At 47.4% G+C, this 20,665-nt stretch carries 9 protein-coding genes and 1 pseudogene; 6 read left to right on the top strand and 4 right to left on the bottom strand.

Annotated features, from left to right (window positions below):
- Positions 1-82 precede the first annotated feature (82 nt).
- Positions 83-1,158 (bottom strand): ISKra4 family transposase gene (locus PSE6802_RS0113435; protein ID WP_156815358.1). Its coding sequence is split into 2 segments (ribosomal slippage): positions 83-1,000 and positions 1,003-1,158, totalling 1,074 coding nucleotides; the frame shifts between segments, so codons are not numbered across the junction.
- 88 nt (positions 1,159-1,246) lie between these two features.
- Complete coding sequence (locus PSE6802_RS28920) at positions 1,247-1,801, bottom strand: hypothetical protein (RefSeq protein ID WP_156815514.1); 555 nt, start codon at positions 1,799-1,801, stop codon at positions 1,247-1,249.
- A gap of 304 nt (positions 1,802-2,105) precedes the next feature.
- On the opposite strand from PSE6802_RS28920, the gene PSE6802_RS0113415 reads away from it, so the two are divergent.
- Positions 2,106-3,290, top strand: a complete 1,185-nt coding sequence (locus tag PSE6802_RS0113415) for an AAA family ATPase (protein WP_162139225.1) — start codon at positions 2,106-2,108, stop codon at positions 3,288-3,290.
- A gap of 55 nt (positions 3,291-3,345) precedes the next feature.
- Here the strand turns inward: PSE6802_RS0113415 and PSE6802_RS0113410 are convergent, their stop codons facing one another.
- The gene (locus PSE6802_RS0113410; RefSeq protein WP_019500574.1) at positions 3,346-4,398 is read right to left on the bottom strand and encodes a 1,9-bis(guanidino)-5-aza-nonane synthase; all 1,053 of its coding nucleotides are present in this window, start codon (positions 4,396-4,398) and stop codon (positions 3,346-3,348) included.
- A gap of 540 nt (positions 4,399-4,938) precedes the next feature.
- Here PSE6802_RS0113410 and PSE6802_RS31090 point away from each other — a divergent pair.
- The 5 genes and pseudogenes from PSE6802_RS31090 (at position 4,939) to PSE6802_RS0113390 (ending at position 19,723) form a co-directional block, all read left to right on the top strand.
- The gene (locus PSE6802_RS31090) at positions 4,939-9,063 is read left to right on the top strand and encodes a methyl-accepting chemotaxis protein (protein WP_019500573.1); all 4,125 of its coding nucleotides are present in this window, start codon (positions 4,939-4,941) and stop codon (positions 9,061-9,063) included.
- Between the two features lie 62 nt (positions 9,064-9,125).
- Positions 9,126-15,686: pseudogene (locus tag PSE6802_RS0113400) on the top strand (Hpt domain-containing protein); the annotation flags it as partial.
- Positions 15,687-15,722: 36 nt separating this feature from the next.
- A complete protein-coding gene (locus tag PSE6802_RS35825; RefSeq protein ID WP_412973443.1) occupies positions 15,723-16,844 on the top strand; it encodes an ATP-binding response regulator in 1,122 nt (373 codons plus the stop codon).
- A 15-nt stretch (positions 16,845-16,859) separates the two neighbouring features.
- Positions 16,860-19,151 carry a CHASE2 domain-containing protein gene (locus PSE6802_RS0113395; RefSeq protein ID WP_019500571.1) on the top strand — a complete coding sequence of 764 codons (2,292 nt, stop codon included), beginning with the start codon at positions 16,860-16,862 and terminating at the stop codon, positions 19,149-19,151.
- Positions 19,152-19,309: 158 nt separating this feature from the next.
- Positions 19,310-19,723: an ester cyclase gene (locus PSE6802_RS0113390; RefSeq protein ID WP_162139224.1), complete on the top strand. Its 414-nt coding sequence runs from the start codon at positions 19,310-19,312 to the stop codon at positions 19,721-19,723.
- 477 nt (positions 19,724-20,200) lie between these two features.
- Here the strand turns inward: PSE6802_RS0113390 and smpB are convergent, their stop codons facing one another.
- Positions 20,201-20,659 carry an SsrA-binding protein SmpB gene (gene smpB, locus PSE6802_RS0113385; RefSeq protein WP_019500569.1) on the bottom strand — a complete coding sequence of 153 codons (459 nt, stop codon included), beginning with the start codon at positions 20,657-20,659 and terminating at the stop codon, positions 20,201-20,203.
- Positions 20,660-20,665 lie beyond the last annotated feature (6 nt).

Below are 20,665 nucleotides of genomic sequence, written 5' to 3'. Positions count from 1 at the left end.
CGAATCCAGATTACATCTCGCAATAGTAAGGTGCTTGGCGCGACAGTGCCTCTCCTTTTATAATAGTCGTAACGGGAGCATCTCAGTTTTGCAAGGCAAGGTTAAGAGAGCCATTAAGGTAAGCAGAACGGTGTTTGAGGACTTGTGGCACATTATCACGGTTCCATTGAGCGCCAGAGATTTTGATGCGTCTAGCGATTTGCTTAACAGCAGATTCCACTGCGCCAGAACCAATAGAGCAAATCTGCTCGGTTTGGAAATACCAATAATCAGGAATACGATGGCGATGCTTGTGCAGATAAGCAATAAAATTGATGCTCTGAGGACTAGCTAAGTGATTGAGCTCAGCAATAGCTGCAGTTACATTACCCCGCCACAAAAAAGCTTCGACCCCAGTCAAAAGTTGAGCTGTAGCCTCAATTTTATGCAGGTTTTCCACCAAATGGAACCAGTCCAAGATTTCATAGCGACTATCAGGTATAGAGATCTGGGCAATAATATTCCAAATCCCATCATGTCCATCCCCAATACAGGTAACCATATCTGCTAAAGGCTGTCGATTTACCCAGTCTGTTAAGGCAATGTTATCTTGAAATGTGGCAAATATGGCTTGTCCATGCAAGTTCACAGCTTTATAGTCCTTCCACTCACTTGGCTGTCCAAGTGGCGTGCGCAGTCTGATTCTGCCTCCATCGACACTTAATTCCTCGACCGACTCTTCTACCTCTAGGGGGCTAAATTCATGGCGATGCACCAGGCGCTGTTGTGTACTGCGCGATATTTGCACTCCCATCAACATGGCTAAGTCTTTGGCGGCTTGTTCGTAGGATACATTCGCACTCAAGATCAGGCTACATCTTTCCACATACGGGCTCACCTGGCTATAGGGGGCTACTTTGAGCTTCTGCGCTTGCTTTTGCGTGAGGTGGAGCTGTCCGATGCTGCTTTGCACTCGCCTGCGGCGTCCTGCTTCTGTGCCCGTAACTGTGCGGATAAAAAACTCCCTATTTCTGGGCTGACATGTTCGAGGATTTGCTGCCGCACAGCGATTTCGATCCCTTCCAAGCTGGTTAGTTGTTCCGATGGTGTATTCTGATAAAGGATGGCGGCAATAGCTTGAACGTGCGCTTGCATTTCTTTTTCCTGCTCTGGAGTCATGGTTGCTCTCCTTGGGGTTGGTTTCTCGTATTCCTATCTTCTGATTTCTTCCCCCTTTTGGCTACCCATCTATATTAAGCATTATTACTCAGTGCAAAGTTGAGATGCTCCCGTCGTAACTGCCTAACTCGGAGATAACGGCATATTCAGGTGCTTCTGTTTCTTCTCCTAGGAAAGTCGGCGTGGCAGATTTCAAGTTCCGATCGAAAAATGCCATCCACAAACTCTTGGAGCGCTTTGAGTTGGAAGCATCCATGTCTGATAACCAGATAGAACCATAGCCGCTTGATTGAGTCACTTGAAATTGATAAAGCTGCCCCTGTTGTGGGTGAGCGATCGCTGCTGTGGCATGAGCCGTACTACCTGGAAGTGGTGGTCTGAAAACCAATTGAAAACCCTTGCCATCACCATCGCGGTAAATGCTTTGAGCAATTGGACACGATTTCGATGCCGCCGCGCCTGTTGCTGTTAGTCCCCATAGCACAGCTATGGATGGGATAAACACAGCCAGATTTTTAGCTTTCATCGACTGAGATCCGAGTTTAAATAAGTTGGTTGTAGAACCACTTGGCGATTCGATCTTAGCAAGAGCAGAAATAGTTCTGTGCGATCGCGATCGCGCACCGTATTTTGCAGAACGCAATTAGCAGTTAAAGATATGGTTTGTACAACCTATGCAGCTTAATTAGACGTTAGCCCCATTTAATTAGACGTTAAATAATATCAACGTACAACATAAACAGCAGTTGAGCGAGGATGAGGTGAGTCCTGGGTTCGTACAACCTCCGCAACTTAATTAGACGTTAAGCTGGCTTAATTAGATGTTAACTCTGCTTAACTAGATGCTGATGCCCTATTTTTAGATGTTATCACTGTCATTTTTACAGATAATGCTATAGTTTTAGATGATTGTAGTCATTTAAACAATAATAGTGGATCGAAACTTTGTGCCATCTAGTCCTGAGGAGCTACAACGTTACGTACAAGCTGCTGCGGTATTTACCCCAAGCGCTCCGATTGATAGTCAAGACCTATTTGCTGGGAGATTTGAACAAATTAGCCAGGTCATTAGCGCTGTATCTCAAAAAGGTCAGCATGTCATCCTGTACGGCGAGCGGGGAGTAGGAAAAACCTCACTTGCTAATGTTATTTCTCAGATTATGCGTAGCGTTTCAGGACAGGAAGTTCATTCTGCTATCGTAAATTGTGATGGCATAGATGACTTCACCTCTCTATGGCAAAAAATATTCCGTGAGGTAGATTCTTTGAGAGCACATGCTGACACTCCTCCCCAAGAAATTACACCAGAATCTATTAGATATATTCTGCAAAGAAATCCTGGTAAAACCATTGTTGTTATTGATGAGCTAGACAGACTTGGTAACGGGCGTGTTGCTACTGAGTTATTAGCTGACACAATTAAAACGCTATCCGATCACCTGGTTGATACCACTCTCATTCTTGTTGGTGTTGCTGATTCCGTTAATGAACTCATTGCCGAACATGCATCGATAGAAAGGTCTTTAGTTCAAGTTCAAATGCCTAGAATGTCTGTAAGCGAGCTATATGAACTACTTGATAAGAGATTTGGCTTGCTCAAAATAGAGGTGCCGGAACAAATTAAGAAACGTATTGCGTTTTTGTCCCAAGGTTTACCAAGCTACACGCATTTGCTAGCACTACATGCTTCCCAAAAAGCAATTGCTAGAAGCTCTAAAAGTATCGAAGATTCAGACTTGGATTCAGCAATTCGAGTAGCTGTTGATAAAGCCTATCAAAGTATTCTTAATGCTTATCATCAGGCTACATCTAGTTCTAGGGAAACTATTTATGCACAAGTCTTACTAGCCTGTGCTTTAGCCAAAAAAGATAATTTGGGTTTCTTTGTCCCACCTGATGTTGTAACTCCCATGTCTCTAATCATGGGTAAAAAGTATCGCACTTCAGGTTTTGCTCGTCATCTTAGTGATTTCTGTGAAGATAAAAGAGGCAAGGTTTTGTGTAAGAGAGGAAGTGAAAGAAATTACAAATTTCGATTTGTCAATCCCATGATGCAACCGTATGTAATTATGAGTGGCTTGGCAAAAAATCTAATCAGTCAGGAAGATCTCTTTAGCTTTTCTCAGCCATGATATCCAGTACAGGATTTTAGGGCTTAAGCCCTAAAATCCTGTGGGATATCTATACCTAAACCCCAGCGGTGGCCAGTACCTTGTTTGGTTGTGACTGGAACAGCTTGGTCAGACGGCGGGCTGGGCGATCGCGCCAGTTACCTTTGCCATAGGCATAGCCAGTAATTAGCGGCATTGCCAAGGTTGCTTCGGCAAATACCATTTGCTCGGTGACGATGTCTACCTTACCCCAGGAATGAGCTTCGCGCAGGGTAGAACCAGACAAAGCGCCATCGCGCTCGTCGGCTACGGTAACCTGGACGGCGTACTTGTGCATGGCGGTTTCAAAGCCCAACAGTTCGGCGGCAACCACCGTATCCTGCGCAAAGTTCTTGGGCACGCCGCCACCGATCATAAATAGACCCGTATGGGGCGAAGCCAGCTTGCATTGAGTCAGTTCGCGGAAGTCGCGTACCGAGTCTATGGTCAGATGCGATTCGGGCGAGTACCACTGATGGTGTACCAGGCCAAACCCAGCCGAGCAATCGCTAAAGGCTGGTACGAAAATAGGCACCTGATGCTTGTAAGCAGCCAGCACCACGGAATGCCGATTCTTAGCGTGTTTGTCGAGATATTCGCCCATAGCATGGATGAACTCCCGCGAAGAATGGGGGCGCGGCGGCAACGACTCGGCAATTTCTGCGATCGTCATATCGCAAACGCGCAACTGATCTTCGTCGATGTAGGTGTCGTAGATGCGATCGATGCGCTCCTCGCGCAGCACCTCATCATTTGCCAACGGATCGCCAACATAATGACGGAAGCCGAGCGCCTCAAAAAAGTCCTGATCGACAATATTGGCTCCAGTGGAAACGATCGTATCCACCATATTGTTTTCGATCAGGTCGTACACTACCCCCTTCAAACCAGCGCTGAACAAAGAACCAGCCAGGCATAAAATAATGGCGCAGTCTTTGTCCCGGATCATTTCATCGTAGATGCGGGCGGCGCGCCCCAAATTTCTGCCTTGAAATGCGGTTTGCGCCATAGCATCGACTAACCCCACAACATCAAAAGCCTTGATATCAATGTGTTCTACGGTTTGAGTAAGTAACTGTTCGCGTTTCATGAATCTTTAAATATTCCCTAAACGAATGTAGGCATAGACGAAATGGTAGAATCGGCAACCCACGAAACACCTCACGAGCAAGTCGTCTCGGCACGAAAATAGCAAGGCATCAGATCGATTGCTTAACGCCAGGTTATTTGTGCTGCAAGCGAGTCGCTTCAGCATCGCGGATGAGTTTCCGAAGTTATTAGTTGTAGAAAAGATTTCGCTCTTGTGAGCTAGATAAGCGATCGACCAAGGTTGCTGGCTTCGCGATTACAGGAAGGTAGCCACAACCCTAAAAGTTACCAGGCCGATCGGCGTATACTAGGTCCTTCACAGCTGTCGTCCCAGGAAAGAGCGGGATCAGACTGCCTGCGTTCATCTAGTTTAATGGTTAGATGCCACGCGCATCCCTGAATATGCAGTAGTCTGTTCAATTTTTGTTTATACAATTAAAAACAACAGGGCAAAATAATAATACCACCTACTTGAGAAAATGCATCAAAGTTGCTATAGAGGAGTAGATTTTATGCCTTATTCAGGTCAGCTGGTTATTTTATGAGCAATGCCCGTTATGAGGGAGCCTTAGAAGCTTACAGAGCAGGTCGCTATGAGGATGCCATCCAACAGCTCCTAGAGCTTTTGCGCGAAGATCCCGAAAATCCGGAGTTGCATGTCTCCCTAGCCGACTCTTATCGTTATGCCGGTCAAGTTGATAATGCCAATTGGCATTATCAGCAAGTATTTAAACTGAGCGACGATCCTGAATTAATCAGCTATGCTGTGGGGGCAGTGGTACCTAGCGCGCAGGTGTCGCGAGAGAAAGTTGCTGCAAGCGATCGCTCTAGCGAACCTAAATCTAACCCCAAAGGTGTCGAACACAATCAAAGTAGCGATCGCCCTGCGCGTGCCGCAGATCGGGATTCTGCACGGAGCGACGAACTGGATGATGTTGACAGCGACTTTGCAGACCTAAGTCACCTACCGAGTCCTATGAGTAGCGATGCCAACGACGGCGCAGATAGCCCCAAACCAGCAATATCTGTCGATACTCCTGCCAATCCAGGGCATTCGACCAAAACAAGTGCTAGGTCGACTCGTCAAAAGCATAAGAAAAGCGATCGTTCCACTCAACTACATCTTAAAGTTGTGGGTTTGGCGATCGCGCTTGCGGCTATTCCCGTTACGGCAGTTGGGCTTACGGCCTACTACCTGAGCAGTCAATCGCTGCGACAAGAAGTTAAGCGCGCTCAGGAGTATAAAGCAACCAGCCTGTCCAGGAACCTGCACCGCTTTTTACTGAACCAGTATGAAAATGCCAAAATGCTGGGGGGGCTGTTTACAAACTCTGACACGCCAGCTAAACCCAAGCTGCGTCAGAAACTCCAGCTTCAAAATCGCTTAAATCTTTACAAGCAAGCCTACAAAAGTTTTGATGGCATTGCCATATTCGATACCAGTGGCAAATTGGTGGCGCAGTCTTCAGGTAACTCCATTCCCAGCACCATCGACCCAAAAACTCTGCAAAGGGTGATGCGAGGGAACACGACTGTAATTGCCAAACCCACAGCCGTGGAGCAAACCTATGTCATAGACTTTGCTGCTCCCATTGCTAATCCTGCCACCCAGCGAGTCGAATTAGCAATCCAAGCCCGTATGACGTTGCCTCACTTGCTTGACGCGCTGGGGGGTAATGAAGCTGGTAACTTCTTTGTGGTTAACGCCGATGGTAATTATGTCCTGGCGACCGATACGAGTTTAATTGGCAAAGATGCTACGGGGAACTACCCCGTCGTGCTTAAAGAGTTACTGGCGGCAAACTCCATCGATACCAAAGAAGCGATCCTGGATGGGGAGAAAAAACTATTGTCCTATGTGCCACCAGTCCAACTGGCGGGCTTACCAGAACTAAATTGGCGATCGCTGACCAGTATCGATGAAAACAAGGCACTGGCTTCTTTAAGGGGAGTATGGGAACTGTGCCTGATCGGTGCAGTTTTATCTCTAATTCTGGTAGGAGCGATCGCTTATTTCATCTCCCGCCTATGGATTAATCGCATCAGGACTGCCAAAAATACAGTGGAGGAAGTTTTGGCGGATCGTGCCAATTTAGACAACGCTCGAGACGATCTCGATGCCTTACTTAAAGGCGTAGAAGAAATTGCCAATTTGCAGGATTTGTTCGAGCAGCAAACAATAGAGGGACAACACCTGCAACAGCAGAGGACGCAACTGTTTAAAGCCCTACAAAAGCTAGCTCAGGTGGAGACTGCGGATCTGCAAATCTCTAACGAGAGTATTAGTTTTCTGGTGGAAAAAGTCCAGGCACAGCTTGCCCAACGGGACAGCAAAGATATCGCATACCTACAACAACTGATCGCTCAACAACATGCCGACCAGGAAAGGCGACAACAGCAGTCCACCGCCATCTTGCATACAATTCAGGAACTCAACCGCTCCAACTCCGAGGCGATCGCCCAAACAATTGCCCAGATCGGACGTTTAACAACTTCAACGGACGCACGATCGGAGCCTGGAGAGCTGACAATTTCCGATCGCAGTATTGACGCGATCGCTGCAAGAGTAGCCCAGTTCGATCGAACCAATACTGTCCCCAATACCCTAACGAGCGAGCAAGGTGGGCAAGAGATTGGCGATCTGGTGCTGCAATTAATCGACCAACAACGTGCGGAACGCGATCGGCTGCAACAGCAAACTACAGAAATATTGCACGCGATTCAAGCCCTAAACCGATCCGATACAAGTTCCCAAGAACCTCAAGAAATAACGATTTCCGATCGCAGTCTCAACTCCCTCGCGGAGAGGGTACAGGCTCAGATCGGACAGCGCGACATCAGCGAGTTGTTGTTGCAATTAGCCGAGCGGCAGCAAGCAGAGCAAGAGAGGCTCCAGCGGCAGTCCGCAGAAATATTGAGCGCATTGCAAGCCCTCAGTCAATCGAATAACCAGTTAAGCGATCGATTAATCGCGCAAACTGCAAGCCAAGCGCCAACCCAGCCAGAACTCCAGGAACTTACCATTTCTGAAGCTAGTATTAATTCCATGGCAGAGAGAGTGCAGGCACGGATCGCCCAGCCGGAGATCGGCGATCGCTTGCAAGCTCTGCAACAGCTAGTCGAGCAGCAATACGCCGAGCGGCAACACCAACAGGAGCAGACTGCGGAAATATTAAATGCCATCCAGGAATTGAGTCAATCGAATGCCAGGTTAAATGTTGAGTTAAGCGATCGGCTAAACGAACGTCTGACCGAGCAGTTCGCAAACCAAGCTCCAACGCAGCCAGAACCTCAGGATCTGAGCATTTCGGAAGCCAGTATTGATGCTTTGGCAAACAGAGTAACTGACAGAGTAACCGATCGAATGGCTGGGCCAGATGTCGATCGCGATGTTAGCGACATCCTGCAACAACTGATCGAGCAACAACACGCGGCACAGGAGCAATCGCAACAGCAATCTGAGAGCATATTGAGTGCAATTCAGCAATTAGCCGAAGCAACCAAAGAGCCACCTGAATCGATCGTTTCCGATCGCAGTATCGATCTGCTCGTGTCCAGGTTGCAAGCCCAGTTCCCGCTACAAACCTCAGCAGATGAAACGGAACTGGAGGCGATCGAGCAACTCCGAGCGCTAGAAGCAAGACCTGAGGACGAGCTTAGCAAAGCATTTGATGATGTATTCGATAAGCTAGACGAGCTAGATGAGCTTGATGAAATCCTGCAAGCCAGTCAACCTAAATCTACTCTCGAGCAGTCCGGTCCTATACCTGCTGGCATCCCCGCTTTGTCTGGTATGGCACCCGAACAACTGAAGCAGGCGATCGCTCAGGCGACAAGTTACTTGCAAAGGATCGAAGCCGCGCTTCGTCATAGCGAACAAGCAACGGCACAGATTTCCGCCGATGCCATCAGGCAGGTTGATGAAATTACTTGCACGGTCGACTTCCTGCAAACTATGGCCGCTTCTATACAGTCAGCGGCTGATATGGCAGATCGCTTTGCCAGCACTGCCCATACCGCTTCAGACTCTGCCCTCACTAGCAACCAGGCAATCGAGCAGAGCGCCGAAGCGATCGCCCAGCTTCGTGCCACAATTGCCGCCACCGCGAAAAAAGTTAAGCGCTTAGGGGAATCATCACAACATATCTCGAAGGTTTCGGCTTTGATTAATGAAGTGGCAGTCCGCACAAACTATTTAGCGATTAATGCTAGTTTAGAAGCATCCCGTAGCGGGTCAGATAGTCGTGGTTTTACTAACATTGCCGAGGAAGTCGGAGAGCTAGCTACCCGTTCCGCTGCGGCTACCAAGGAAATTGAGGAACTGATTGATAACATTCAAGCAGACTCGGGTGAAGTAATTAATTTTATGGAGTTAGGCACGACACAGGTAGTTGAATGCACGCAGCTAGTCGAGGCAGCAAAACAAAATCTGCAGCAAATTGCGATCGCCTCCCAGCAGATTAACCAGCTTGCAGAACCAATGGTGGAATTTACGGCATCGCAAACAACCAACTCCGGTTCGATCGCCAACTTAATTCAAGATATTGCCCACATATCTCAACGCACGACGAGATCGTCACAGCAACTAAACCAGTCTTTGCAAGACACCGCAGAATCACTAGAACAGTTGAGGCTAACAGTGAGTCAGCTAGAACTCGAACAGTAAATAAATACAACGGACAGAATCGATCGTTAATTAGCAGCAGGCATGTAAAGGGATAAAGGCTTATGCACCAGGATGACGAAGAACTAGAAGTACGGATGATGTTCCTCGAAGAGGCGATCGGATACATCGAGAACATCGAAGATGGTTTGGTCGATCTCGATCCCCATGCTTCTAATTTCAGATCGAAGATTGATAGTGTATTGCGCGCTGCCCACTCGCTCAAAGGCGGGGCAGCAATGATGCAATTTGAAGATCTCAGCCATGCTGCACATCTGCTCGAAGACAGCCTTAAGATCGTCAGAGAAAATCGTCCTGAAATCGACTTTGAAATTGAAGGACTCCTGTTTAATAGTTCTGAGATTTTACGTCAGATTGTCCGGCAAAGCAGAAGCCAACAATTTGTCGATCGCGAATGGTTAGAAACCCAAGTGTTTCCCCTTTTCGAGAAACTAGAAACGCAACTAAATAACGCCGCTGCCGCAGAGGGGGTTGAGGAAGAGGAAGAAGAGGAAGTTAACCTTGCTGCGATTATGTTCGAGTCCGAAGTGGAAAGCTACCTGGAACAGCTTGAAGGGTTAGTTACCGATCCGGAAACATCACCGACATTAGATGCCGATGTTTTAGAGATCGCAGGGGATCTGGCGGGGATGGGGGAAATGCTAGAGCTGTCAAATTTCGTTGCCCTTTGTCAATCGGTAATCCAAGCTTTAGTAGCTAAATCTCATCCCACCATTGAGATTGCTGAAGCGGCTCTGTCAGCATGGCGCAACGCTCAAGCTCTAGTAATGATTGGGAATACTGGGGCGATCGCTACTTATATTAACCTGCCACCGTTAGAGGAGAGAAAGGCAGAGAAGGCAGTAGAGAAAACGGTGGGGAGAGATACGCCGGATCTGGCAACTACTGAGGAATTGCTAGCAGAGTTGGAAGAAGTGCTGGAAATTACCGAGGCGGGTTCGCTCGCTGATGGAGAAGAGACGGTGGTATCCGAACGCGAACTTTCCGTGGAAGCTGAAGAGTCTCAAGCCGAACCTGGCATTCAGGAAATGTTCGACGATCTAGAAAGCTATCTAAATCTGGAAAACGAGCCTGAACTGGAGAATACAACCTCAAACAGCAATCTAAGTTTTGCAGATGAATTGAATCTAGAGGATAGCCTGGCGCTCGATCGCGATCGGAACTCAGACGATCGCTTAGAGCTTGAAAGCGGTTCGGATCTGGGAGACAACCTGGATCTCGAAAGCATATTAGATCTCGAACGCGAGCTAAATTTAGAAAACAACCTGAATCTTGATGACGATCTGAGTTCAGAGGACAGTTTGGAACTTGCTGACAAACCGAACTCCGAGGACAGATGGGAGCCTGAGAACAGGCTAAATCGAGAAGAGGATCTGGGTCTCGATCGCGAGTTAAATGCAGTGGAGGAATTAAATTTAGATGAGGAGCTTGGTTTTGAAGATCGGCTAGATCTGGAAAACGAACTGGGACTAGAAGAAAAACTCGGTCTTGAGCCTGAGATGAGGTCGAGCGATCGCCTGGATCTTGGAACCGATTTGGGTTTAGGAAACGATGTGGGATTCGATCTTGAGACTCAGTTAGCAGATAGCTTAGATCTAGAGTTGGAGCGCGAACTGGAGTCAAGCCTCAACTTTGAAGATGAATTAAATCTGGAAGATAGATTGACCCTGGAAAGCGAAGCAGCAAACAATCTAAACTTGGATGGGCTAAACCCAGGAGATAGCCTGGATATTGAAGCTGGGTCAGATGCAGAAGACGATCTCAATCTCGAACCGGAAGATCGGTTAGAAGATAGCCTGGAGCTAGAAAACGAATTAGAGGTAAGCCTGGGTCTTACAAACGAGTTAAATCTAGAGGATAGCCTGAATCCAGAAAATGAACTGGAAGGTAGCCGAAGTATTGAAGTCGAGTTAAATTTAGAAGCTAGCCCTAGTTTGGCTAGTAAATTAGAAAGAGATCTAGATCTCGCAGATGGACTGAATCCTGAAGAAAATATAGATCTAGAAGGTCTAGAAGGAAATGAATTAGACTCAAGTTTAAATCTTGAAGATGAATCAACTTTAGAAGCTAGCTTAGATCTGGAAAGTGAATTGGATGTCATCCTGTCATCTGAAGAGAGTGTTCTAACTCCTGCTGAAGTTCTGAATCCTGAAGAACAAACTAACAATATATTGCAACTAGATGAAGCTGAGGCAGATAATGAGTTAGATTCAATCCTAGCGTCTGAAGTAAATGACATCGCGCTTGTCGAAGATTTGAATTTTGAAGAAGAAATTACCGATACATTGCAACTAGAGGAATCCGAAACGGAGATCGCAGAAGGAGATGAGGAAACATTAGACGAAGAAGAAAGAGCCGTTCGCATGATGTTTCTGGAAGAGGCATCAGAATATATTGACAGCATTGACGATGGTTTGGCCGACTTCGATACCAGCGCCAGCAACTTCAAGCAGCAAATCGATCGCGTGCTCAGAGCCGCCCACTCGCTTAAAGGTGGTGCGGCAATGATGCAATTTGATGCCCTCAGCCGTGCTGCCCACCGTCTTGAAGATAGTTTCAAAATCCTTAAAGAAAACCGCCCCGCCATCACTTCTGAGATCGAGGGGCTTCTGTTCAATAGTGCCGAGATTCTGCGCCAGATCGCTCGAGAATATAAACAGGGTACCAAGGTAACATCAGGATGGCTGGAAGCTAACGCATTTCCCACCTTTGAGGCATTAGAAGCTCAGTTAAATGCGGCTGAAGCAACGGAAGCAGTTGAAGAAGAGGAAGAGGAAGTCAGCCTCGTTGTAATGATGTTTGAGTCCGAGGTGGAAAGCTACCTCGATCGCTTAGAAGGATTAGTTACCGATTCAGACTCTACGCTTTATACAGAACTTACCGCGATCGCGGAGGATCTGGCGGGTATCGGTGAAATGTTAGAGTTGCCTAATTTCGTTTCCCTCTGTCAGTCGGTAACCCAAGCATTGGCAGACCGATCTTGCCCCATTCCCAGGATTGCGGAATCCGCCCTCGCTGCGTGGCGTAATGCTCAGGCTCTCGTGACGATTGGCAATACAGAGGCGATCGCTACGCAAATTACCTTGCCACCCTTAGCAGAAGAAGAATTAAGCGAAATATTAGAGGAAGTATATGCCGAACTCTCAGAAGATGCCCCAAGCCTGGAAACAGAGTTAGAGATCGCCGATCCGAACTTCCTGACTGATGCGGTTGAATTGACAGAGCGCTTAGCTGATGAAGATGAATTGAGTGTGGATAGCGATTCTACTGAACTTAAATCCGATGTTTGGGAAACTGCAAAACATGCAATGGAAGAGGATTTGCGTTCCAATGAAGTAGATAGCGTTATGGATGCTATTGCCGATTTGGATCTCGATGAAATTGAAAATGCCATAGAGTTTCTCGAACTAGAGCGATCGGATGAACCTGAAGCCGATCTGAATTTTGATGAAGTTGAAGCAATGGAGGTTCTCGAGCCAGGACGACTGGAGGAACCTGGTGCTGAGATCGCTGAGGAAGAACCTCTGGACGAGGAGGAGAAAGCAGTTCGCATGATGTTCCTCGAAGAGGCATCAGAATACATCGACAGCATTGATGATGGCTTGGCCGACTTTGATACTGCAGCTAGTAACTTCAAACAGCGAATCGACCAGGTACTAAGAGCAGCTCATTCGCTCAAAGGCGGTGCTGCGATGATGCAGTTTGATGTTCTCAGTCAAGCTGCTCACCGTCTGGAGGACAGCTTCAAGCTTCTTAAAGAAAACCGCCCTGCTGTCAGCCCCGACATCGCAAGACTTCTATTCAGTAGCTCCGAGATTTTGCGACAGATCGTCCGACAGTGCAAACAAGGTGTAAAAGTAACATCGGAGTGGCTGAATACTAATGCTTTTCCCATCTTTGCACAACTGGAAACACAATTAAATGCTGCTGAACCGATAGAGTCCGCTGCCGAAGAAGAGGAAGAAGAAACCAATCTCGCTGTTATGATGTTTGAGTCCGAGGTCGGATCGTACATCGATCGCCTCGAAGCACTAGTTGCAAATCCAGATACATCTTCCACTTTGGCTGCAGAGCTTACTACAATCGCTGAAGATCTCGCTGGTATCGGCGAGATGCTGGAGCTGCCAAATTTCGTCTCTCTCTGCCAATCGGTAACCCAAGCCCTCGCAGCGCAATCTCACCCTACTCAGCAAATTGCCGAAGCGGCGCTGGTAGGATGGCGTAACGCCCAAGCCCTCGTTATCATCGATAATACCGGAGCGATCGCTACCCAAGTCTCCCTGCCAACCTTGGTGGAAGAAGCAAACATTACGGATGTAGCTCCCCTCCCTGATATCACACCTGAGGAATTTGAAGGCTTACTACCTCAGGACATTACCGTTGGCGAGTTTGCAACTGATATTGACGAATTTGCCACAGAGCTAGAGGCTGTGGCAGCAAATTCCAGCATGGATACAGGAATAGTTAGCGAAGTTGCTCTAACTGATACTACAGAGCTAGAGCGCGATCTGGATCTAGATAGCATTGATGTGGATGAATTAGAGCGATCGCAAGTTACAGATAGTTTTGACGATCTCGATGTATTTGCGCCCCAGCCGGATGAATTGGAAGATGAATTGGAAGGCGACCTGGAAAACGAGTTGATATTTGAGCCAGAGCGACTGGATACACCTTTCCAAGACAAAGCCCTAGAAGCGTTTATTTTTGATTCAATATTTGATGTTGCTGACGGCATCGATTTGTTCGGATCGAGTAATTCCGCTATTTCCACTGCAAATAAAAACAATAAACGAACAGTTAACGCTCAAACTGGTACGCGGGTCGATAATCCACCCAAGCCAGAAGATAAGTTGCCAGGAAGTCGCGATCGCGCCAGCACTGACGAGACCCCTTCCCCTCGAGTTGATGCTCTAGACGATACTGCGACCGCGCTCCCGGATCCCGTATCAACAGTAACCCCAAAGGAAAGTTACCCTCAAGTTGAGACTTTAGATAACTTTTTGAGCGATGCCCCTGATGCAATAACATCAGCAGATCGCGAAGAGAGTTCTCCCCAAGTTTCTGCTCTAAGCGATGCACCCACACCAGTAACGCCAATAACTCCAAAGGAGAGTTCCCATCAACCTGCTACTCTAGATGTCCCTGCAACCCCTATTGTCAATGATGCGGTACGAGTTACAACATCTAAAAAGGTAGATGAGGATAAAAATCTAGATCGGGTGACTGAAGCCAGTAATGCCAGATCGCCAGTCAAAGCAGGCGCGAGTTCTAAAGCTGCTAAAAAAGATAAGCAAGATAAGGTTGGAAAGTCCAGTTCGGACATGCCTGCTTTAAAAACTATTAAAGGCAAAGATTTCTCTGCCTACGTCAAGCCCGAAGCAGACAAAACACCTGATAAGGCTCAAAAGACTTCTAAATCGCAAGATGCAGCGGGTAGTTTGTTTGAGCTATTTGAAGACCTCGACACAAGCCAGGAAAGTAACGATCTGCCAGTATCGCTCCCGCAGTCGGTATCCGACATGCTTGCGGCTTATCTCAAAGAGGCAAGCATCAGACTGCCAGTCAGCCGTCTGGAACAAATGTACGATATCTCGGAAGAGCTATCGATTGGTAATAATGGAGTCGATCGGCAATTGAGACGGATGCGATCGCTAGTAAAAATACTAGATGGACGGATGCGCGATTTAGAGAATACAAACTTACAGTTGCAATCCGCCTACGATCGGATGACGCTGCAAAATAGCTTGGGCTTAGAGCAATCCGATCGGCAAGCCAATGACGAATACGACGAACATGCCAGTACCAGTGCAGCACACGCTGTAGCAGAGCCAGCCATTGCATCTGAAACCTCAGCCTATACTGATTTCGACAACCTGGAGATGGATCGATATGGCGAGATGCATTCCCTTTCGCAGTCCGTGATCGAAACTATTGTGCAATTGGAAGAAGCGATCGCTGACGTTAATCTAACCCTTGCCGAAGCAGAGCAGAACGCCTCCAACCAAAATCGCCATTTTAAACAATTACAAACAGCGATCGCGCAAATTCGGATGCGTCCGATTTCAGATATTGTCAGTAAGTTCCCCAGGGTGATCCGCAGCCTATCTATGCAACATAGCAAAGATGTGGACTTAGTAATTAAGGGCGGCGACACGCTAATTGACCGCGCGATCTTAGATGCTCTCAGCGACCCTTTGAATCATATTTTGCGCAATGCTTTCGACCACGGCATTGAAGTGGCCTCCGTGCGGGCAGAGCGCGGCAAGCCAGCCCAAGGAAAAATCCTGATCGAGACTCTATTTCAGGGCGATAAAATCCTCGTCATAATTCAAGATGACGGCGGCGGTATTGATGCAGAAAAAATCCGTAACAAAGTACGGAAAATGGCGATTGAATCAGGTAAAGATACATCGCAAATTGATGTTATTCCCCGGCAGAAATTGCTATCTCTAATTTTTGAACCTGGCTTTAGTACGGCAGATAAAGTGACATCGCTCTCCGGTCGCGGTGTGGGGATGGATGTCGTACAAACTAACTTGAATCAAATTGGCGCTAAAATCTCAATAGATACTGAGGTGGGGGTAGGCACGACCTTTACGATTAGTATTCCCTTTACCCTCCTATCCACCCGTGTTTTGCTAGTGCAGGTCGGTCAGGCAATCCTGGCAATTCCAAGCTCTGCGATCGCGGGCGTGGTGGCATGTAGCTCCCCAGATATCTTCAAGCAGGACAATAGATACGGATTTGTATGGCAGGGACAAACTATACCAGTAGTGCAGCTAAGCGATCGGCTCAAGCTAAACTGTCAGCACCAAATCGACTATATCGACGATCGCATTGTGACCTCCGGATCTGCCACGATCGTTGTGGAGTTAAAGAACGAACTAGCTGCCATCCTCGTGGATGCATTCTGGAGCGAACAAGAAGCGACTATTCGCCAGATTGAAGGCAATATCAAACTACCAAAACTTTTCTCAGGCTGTATCATCCTGGGTAGCGGTCAAGCCGTACCCTTATTAGACCTTAACGAAGTAGCTTTACAGTTTCTCACTGGCATGGAGTTACTTATCCCTCCCGCACCCGAACTACCAGCCGCCGCGCCTGCCGAACCTATTGATTCCCCTGAATCAACTGAATCCGCTGAACCTGTAAGGTCTCCCGCATCTACCGAATTGACTGAATCACTTGAATCTCTCGCATCTGTTGAATCTGCGAAATTACCTGAATCATCCGCGCCTACTGCTCTAGTCGAACCACCTGAACTTCCTAAATCACCTGAGCCTACTACCCCCCTCATCGAATCTCTTATCTCTCCTGCTCCTGCTCTTGCAGATCTAAAACCTCCTACTCCCCAACCGCCAACCGCCAACCGCCAACCGCCAACCCGCACCTCAATTCTAGTAGTCGATGATTCCATCAACGTGCGCCGCTTTCTCGCCCTCACGCTAGAAAAAGCAGGTTTCCGCGTGGAACAGGCAAAAGATGGAGAAGATGCTTTATCCAAGCTTGTCGAAGGTTTGCGAGTAGATGCTGTTGTTTCAGATATCGAAATGCCGCGCCTAGATGGCTACGGGTTGCTGTCTCAGATTCGCGCCAAACCCGAGTACGGCAAATTACCCGTCATTATGCTGACTTCGCGCAGTGGCGACAAGCATCGTCGTTTAGCGATGAATTTAGGGGCAACGGGCTACTTTACCAAGCCATATCAAGAGCGAGAATTGATCGAAACTTTAAGAGAATTAACACAACCTAAATCTAACTGAACCGTGCTATAAGCGATGCGATTAAAACTGAAACAAATTATCTGGTCGTGGCGTGGGGTTTTAATAGCTGCCCCCACAGCCGCAGTACTTGTCATCCTGCTGCGTTTGGCAGGTGCTTTACAGTTCCTCGAATGGAGCGCTCTCGATCTTTTCTTCCGAATTGCCCCATCTGAATCAGTCGATCCCCGAATTATCATCGTCGGTATTGATGAATCCGATGTCAGAAATTTGAATTGGCCGATTACAGATACTGCCCTGTCGAATTTAGTCGCCAAAATCAGGCAGCAACAACCAAGAGCAATTGGGTTGGATATTGCCCGAGACTTGCCAGTCGATCCAGGTCGTCGAGACTTATATCAGACGTTCAGTACCACACCCAATCTATTTGGCGTTGAGAAAGTTCCCGATCGCGACACGTTTGGCAAAGCTGCATTGAATGAAAGAATCAATCCGCCACCCGTACTCAAACGCCTCAAACAAGTGGCAGCAGCTAATCTAGTATTTGATAGCGATGCAAAAGTACGACGGGGTCTATTATCCTTAGAAAGTCCAGATACTAATGAATTCCTGCTGGGGCTGGGTTTGCAGACCGCACTCGTCTATCTCGCTAAAGAAGACAAAGTTCCCCATCCTGAAGCCATCAATCCCGAGCGGTTTGAGTCGAATGATGGTGGTTACGTAAATGCCGATCGCGGCGGTCACCAGATCCTGATTAACTATAGGCGAGGGGAACAGCCATTTCGCACTGTATCCATGTTGGATGTAATGAACGATCGTATCCCCAAGGATCTCATGCGCAATCGCATCGTTTTTGTCGGTGTCACAGCTATTAGTCTCAAAGATACATTTATTACACCGTTGGATTTCGGATCGCAAACTCCCGGAGTCGTCATACACGCCCATATTGCCAGCCAATTACTTAGCGGTGTTTTGGGCGATCGCGCGTTCATCAAAACCTGGTCCGAACCGATGGAATGGCTCTGGATTATAGTATGGACGTTCCTGGGAGCTGCACCAGTTTGGGTTGGGCGGCACGGCAACACTAAAACAAGTCAGGATCGAGAATCTAAGCTTAAAGGTCTGACTGCCATGATGCTGACTTCCACTAACGTTCTGAGTCCGCTAAGTTTGATATTACTGGCCGGTACATTGATTGGCAGTTGCTACATTGCCTTCCTGGGTGGGTGGTGGATACCATTGGTGCCAGCGTTGATGGGATTTGGTGGTGGGATGGCGATCGCGCTTGGCTATGTCGCTCGCACCGCCGCCGAGATTCGCGCTCAATTCGGGCGCTATTTGACCAGTACAGTAGTGGCAAGCTTGCTAGAGCATCCAGAAGGGTTAAAATTCGGCGGCGAGCGACGGGAAGTGACGATTCTTATGTGCGACCTTAGAGGATTCTCTTCCACCTCTGAAAGCTTGCCACCGGAAGAGGTTGTTAAAATTCTCAATATTTTCCTCGGTCACATGACTGAGGTGATTGACGATTATCAAGGCACGATTGATGAGTTTATCGGCGATGCGATTCTGGCGATCTTTGGCGCGCCCATCCAACAACCGGATGATGCCATTAGAGCGGTTGCCTGCGCCGTGGCAATGCAGCAAGCGATGGAACCAGTAAATGCTAAGATTGCAGAGCTTAATTTACCTGAAATTGCCATGGGCATCGGCCTCAATTCCGGCGAAGTCGTAGTTGGGAATATTGGCTCGCAGACACGGGCTAAGTACGCAGTTGTAGGTAGCCATGTCAACCTCACATCGCGCATCGAATCCTATACTGTCGGCGGTCAAATCCTGATTTCAGAATCGACCTTTCAGAAAGCAGGCGATATCGTCCAAACCTACGGCCACATGCAAGTGGAGCCAAAAGGGGTAAAGCAGCCAATTACTATTTACGATGTCAGCGGCGTTGCAGGCGAATATAACTTATTTCTGCGATCGCAGGAAAATAAGTTTGTTACTCTCAAACAACCCATTCCAGTGCAATATAAAGTTATAGAAGACAAGCATTTAGATGATGTCATGTTTTCTGGCAAGTTGATGAGATTATCCGATCGCGCCGCAGAATTAGAAGTCGATCGTACTCTCTTACCCCTGAGCAATATTAGAATCCATGCGACAAATCTCGATCTCTCCAATCCAACCGATCCAGTAATCTCAACTGTGCCAGAGTACGAAATTTATGCCAAAGTCCTGGACAAAAAGGTTGATGCGCCTAACTGCGCGTACGTTCATTTCACCAGCATGCCTGCTGCTGCTAAGGATTGGCTTAGCAAGATACTGACTCAAGCCGACCTTTACCAGTAATATAGCAATCACAAATGATTTGTGGAAAACGGGGGTGGGGGCTACGCCCCCACGCAGGGGTTCTACCCCTGACCCCATCCTAAGCCTTTTGAATATAGCTATTGTTGAGGGAAAAGGTATGCTACATTTCTTTTATGCACCCTTTGGAGGATATGCGTATGGATAGCGTTGCTCAAAATAAAGCTTTATTGCACAGCTATCACGAACTCATTTGGAACGAACATCGGATAGATGCAATCGATGACTTTATTGCACCTGAGTTTACAAGCCATGCCATTCCTCCTGATGCTCCCAAGGGTTCGTCGCGTTCCAAGGAGTTTTTAGCGACATTGTTCCAAGCATTCCCAGACCTGCATTCCAATGAAGATATATTAATGGGGGATGGGGATAAAGTAGCGATCCACTGGACGATGGAGGCTACCCATCAAGGAGATTTGTTTGGGGTAAAAGCAACGGGTAAAACAATTAAGGTGTCGGGTATTGATATCTTGCGCGTTGAGAATGGCAAGTTTGTCGAACATTGGGGTGGCATTGGCGATCAAATGCCCAAAATTATGAAGCAAATCGGCTGATAATTTTATAGCGTTTTTCAATTGAGAACGGGTTTTATTGACGGGGTGAAGGGGTTCCACCCCTTCTTGGGGGCAACGCCCCCAAACCCCCTGATCTTTCCGATCCGAAAACCGCTATAGCAAACAACAAAACGCACATCTGAAAAATACGCCCTATTGCTTTCGACTTTGGAATTGGCAAGCGATCGCGCCAACCTAATACTGGCATCATCAAGAGTGGATTAATGCTGATTTTTTTGCCACTTATGGTTTTGAAAACTAGCGGATGGACGCGATCGGCATCATCGAATCGCTTACCATTTCGTATCCAAGCTCGATTCCTGCCGAATATGGCTATAAATCAGGTTTACCCCTCTATTCTATAGATCTCTTTAATTCTGTAATCTCTTCAATTCTCAATGGAGGGGAGCGTCGATGCATCATAGCATAGCAGTTTGGACAGAAAGGGCATAAATCTTTTTATGTTATCAAAACCATTTATCGCATCTTCGTCGCTCTTTCCATATCCCGCTTGTCTTCGCGTTTCTTAATATCCTCGCGTTTGTCATATAGCTTTTTATTGCGTACCAAAGCTACGTCAACTTTAACCCAGCCATTTTTCAGGTATAGCTTTAGCGGTACTAAGGTAAGTCCTTTCTGCTGCACTTTGCCCGTAAGCTTGCGAATTTCCTGCTTGTGCATCAACAGGCGGCGCGTGCGAGTTGGTTCGTGGTTGAAAAAGGCGCTGGTGGTTTTATGGGGTGCCACGTACATATTTAGCAACAAAACTTGCCCGTTACGAATGAGGGCAAATGCATCGCGCAAATTTGCCTGGCCAGTTTTGATGGATTTGACTTCAGTGCCTAGTAACTCAATACCTGCCTCGTAGGTCTCTAAAATCTCATAGTTAAACCTGGCCTGTCGATTCTCGGCAAATGTGCGATTGTACGTACTCATCTAAAA

Source organism: Pseudanabaena sp. PCC 6802 (genome assembly GCF_000332175.1).
Taxonomy (GTDB): domain Bacteria; phylum Cyanobacteriota; class Cyanobacteriia; order Pseudanabaenales; family Pseudanabaenaceae; genus PCC-6802.
Note: the sequence above shows the minus strand (reverse complement) of the source record. Positions and strands in the feature narration are given on the sequence as shown.

Coding starts and splice junctions, on each gene's coding strand:
- smpB (WP_019500569.1), bottom strand. CDS start 20,659: ATGAGTACGTACAATCGCACATTTGCCGAGAATCGACAGGCCAGGTTT.
- PSE6802_RS0113410 (WP_019500574.1), bottom strand. CDS start 4,398: ATGAAACGCGAACAGTTACTTACTCAAACCGTAGAACACATTGATATC.
- PSE6802_RS31090 (WP_019500573.1), top strand. CDS start 4,939: ATGAGCAATGCCCGTTATGAGGGAGCCTTAGAAGCTTACAGAGCAGGT.
- PSE6802_RS0113395 (WP_019500571.1), top strand. CDS start 16,860: ATGCGATTAAAACTGAAACAAATTATCTGGTCGTGGCGTGGGGTTTTA.
- PSE6802_RS0113390 (WP_162139224.1), top strand. CDS start 19,310: ATGGATAGCGTTGCTCAAAATAAAGCTTTATTGCACAGCTATCACGAA.